The sequence below is a fragment of the Capsulimonas sp. genome, assembly GCF_039929585.1.
Taxonomy (GTDB): Bacteria; Armatimonadota; Armatimonadia; order Armatimonadales; family Capsulimonadaceae; genus Capsulimonas.
Genome location: NZ_JBDSQY010000189.1, coordinates 1 through 2,378, shown reverse-complemented (window position 1 = coordinate 2,378; position 2,378 = coordinate 1). Strand labels below are relative to the sequence as shown.

General features: G+C 63.1%; 3 protein-coding genes. 2 read left to right on the top strand and 1 reads right to left on the bottom strand.

Annotated features, from left to right (window positions below; genetic code table 11):
* Positions 1–90 precede the first annotated feature (90 nt).
* On the bottom strand, positions 91–426 hold the full coding sequence (locus ABIZ35_RS13650; RefSeq protein WP_348220463.1) for an FmdB family zinc ribbon protein: 336 nt from the start codon (positions 424–426) through the stop codon (positions 91–93).
* Between the two features lie 77 nt (positions 427–503).
* Between ABIZ35_RS13650 and murQ the strand changes: the two genes are divergently transcribed.
* Both murQ and ABIZ35_RS13640 read left to right on the top strand, forming a co-directional pair.
* The gene (murQ, locus tag ABIZ35_RS13645) at positions 504–1,442 is read left to right on the top strand and encodes an N-acetylmuramic acid 6-phosphate etherase (protein WP_348220462.1); all 939 of its coding nucleotides are present in this window, start codon (positions 504–506) and stop codon (positions 1,440–1,442) included.
* A gap of 154 nt (positions 1,443–1,596) precedes the next feature.
* Entirely contained in the window at positions 1,597–2,286 is a 690-nt protein-coding gene (locus ABIZ35_RS13640; protein ID WP_348220461.1) for a hypothetical protein, read from the top strand.
* The last annotated feature ends 92 nt before the right edge of the window (positions 2,287–2,378 follow it).

The window sequence follows — 2,378 nt, the reverse complement described above, 5'->3', positions numbered from 1 at the left end:
GGGTCGGCCGAAGGCCGGGGGTGGGTCACCCGGAGGGTGGCGCGAAGCGCCGGGGTGGGTCACGCTGAGAGAAGGGGCGAGAATAGATTATTAAGCCGCCGGGGTCGTCTTCGCCGGCTCCGCCTTGGCTGTTTCCGTCTTCGCAGGCTCGCTCTTCGGTGCGCTGTCCGTGCTGGAGCTTTCGCTTTTCGCCGGCTCTGACGAGCCGCTGGATTTTGCGCTTTCGCCGCCGCCGGCCGTGGGCGCAGCGCCCTTATAATCATTTACGTAGAAGCCGGACCCCTTGAACGAGATGCCGACCGGGTACACTCGTTTACGAAGCTTACCGCCGCACTTCTCGCAGGTCGTCAGGGCGTCGTCCTTGATGCTCTGCATAATCTCGAACTGATCGGCGCATCCTGTACATTCGTAGCCATACGTAGGCATATTGTTTTTATTACCTCATCACTCAAGATGTTTTTATTTTCGCCATTATTATATCACAATTCCGGGGAAGGCTGGTTATGGACATGACACATGAAATCGATCGCGAATCGAACGCGCTGGAGCATTTGACGACGGAGGCGATCAACCCCGATCTGACGGACATCGATTCTTTGGACACGGAGTCGCGCCTGCGCGTGATTAATGGGCAGGACGCCGAGGTTGCGGCGGCGGTCGGAGAGCAGATCCCGAGGATCGCGCGGGCGGTGCACAGCGCCGCGCACTCACTGCGTCGCGGGGGGCGTCTGATCTACATTGGCGCCGGCACGAGCGGACGCCTGGGCGTGCTCGACGCCGCCGAATGCCCGCCCACCTTCGGCACGCCGCCGGAATGGGTGCAGGCGATTATCGCCGGCGGTCAGCAGGCGATGTTCCACGCCGTGGAAGGGGCCGAGGACGATCCCGATCTGGGCGCGGCGGCGATCATTGAGATCGACGCCAGCGAAAATGACACGGTGGTCGGCATCTCCGCTTCAGGCCGCGCCCCCTTCGTGGTCGGCGCGCTGCGCCAGGCGAAGAAGCGCGGCGCCACGACGATCGTCATCACCAACAACGCCAATTCCGAACTGGAGGCGATCGCCGACATCGGGATCGCCGTGGTGGTCGGCCCGGAAGTGCTGGCCGGCTCCACCCGCATGAAGAGCGGCACAGCGCAGAAGATGGTTCTGAACATGATCAGCACCGGCGCGATGATGGAGATCGGGAAAACCTACGGGAATTTGATGGTCGACGTCATGGCGACCAACACCAAGCTCAAAGCCCGCGCCGCCCGCATCGTCGCCCAGGTGACCGGCGAAAGCCTGGACAACGCCCAGAAGTCCCTCGCCAACGCGAACGGCTCGGCGAAGATCGCGATCTTGATGGTGGAAACGGGCAAGACCGCCGAAGAGGCTCGCCAATTCCTGGAAGCCACCGGCGGCGTCCTCCGCAAAGCCCTCGCCCGCGCGGCGGGGAAATAGGCGGCGCGGCTATGCGAGCTTAAATTATTGCGTTAGCCTTCGGCCCCTCCGCCCCATCCTGGGGAGTAGAACCCAATGTCGAGAACCAATCCGGTTCCCCAGGATGGGGCGGAGGGGCCGAAACCTAACGATATCCAGCAAGGACACGCCCGCCATGACCTCGTTCACGATCAAGCTCCTACGCGCGCTTTCCGCGCTGCTTCTCTGGGCGGGGGCCGCCGGGGTCATCGCGGGCGCGCTCAGCCCCTGGGCGGCGATCAAAATACTGAAATCGGTGGATCTCAGCGTGCCCGGCGCACTGTTTGCTCAGGGGGGGCTGTGCCTTGCGGCGGGCGTTCTGGTGCTGCTCGGGCTTCGGCGCAGTCCCCTGCTCTGCTTGATCGCGGCGATCTACACGCTCGGCTGGGTGCATACGGCGACAGTCGAAGTCCCAAGACGCGTGAAGCACCAGGCGATCGGCGCGCAGCTGGCGCTGTTTCCCATCAATCGCCTGCTCGACCAGTTCCACATCAACGACCTTGAAATCTCGGACTGGAGCCGTCCGAACGAAGAACTCCTGGCTCCCGGCCTGGACTGGACAAACAAAGGCGCGCTTGTCTTACTCTTCGGCGGCCTCATCGGCCTGCCCGTCGACCCCATCGCTCTCTTCATCTACAAATGGACCGCCCGCGCCAAGTGCCGCCACTGCGGCGCGACGTGGCTCAAATCCCGTCATGCGGAGTTCTGCCCACAATGCGGGCATGGGACCGCGCCGGCGGACCGCTGGCATTGCGGGGTCTGTCATGGGGATTTAGGACTGAAGGATAAGTTCTGCACGCACTGCGGCGTGGTGGTGGTGGTTTAGGGACGGATGCATCAATGCTGAGTTTCGGCCACTCCGCCCCACTGGATTAGGATGGCCCCTCCGCCCCAATTCTGGGGGACCGGAAAATGCCA

What these genes read in the sequence shown, in the direction of transcription:
- ABIZ35_RS13650 (WP_348220463.1), bottom strand. Translation starts at nt 426, where the DNA reads ATGCCTACGTATGGCTACGAATGTACAGGATGCGCCGATCAGTTCGAG.
- murQ (WP_348220462.1), top strand. Translation starts at nt 504, where the DNA reads ATGGACATGACACATGAAATCGATCGCGAATCGAACGCGCTGGAGCAT.
- ABIZ35_RS13640 (WP_348220461.1), top strand. Translation starts at nt 1,597, where the DNA reads ATGACCTCGTTCACGATCAAGCTCCTACGCGCGCTTTCCGCGCTGCTT.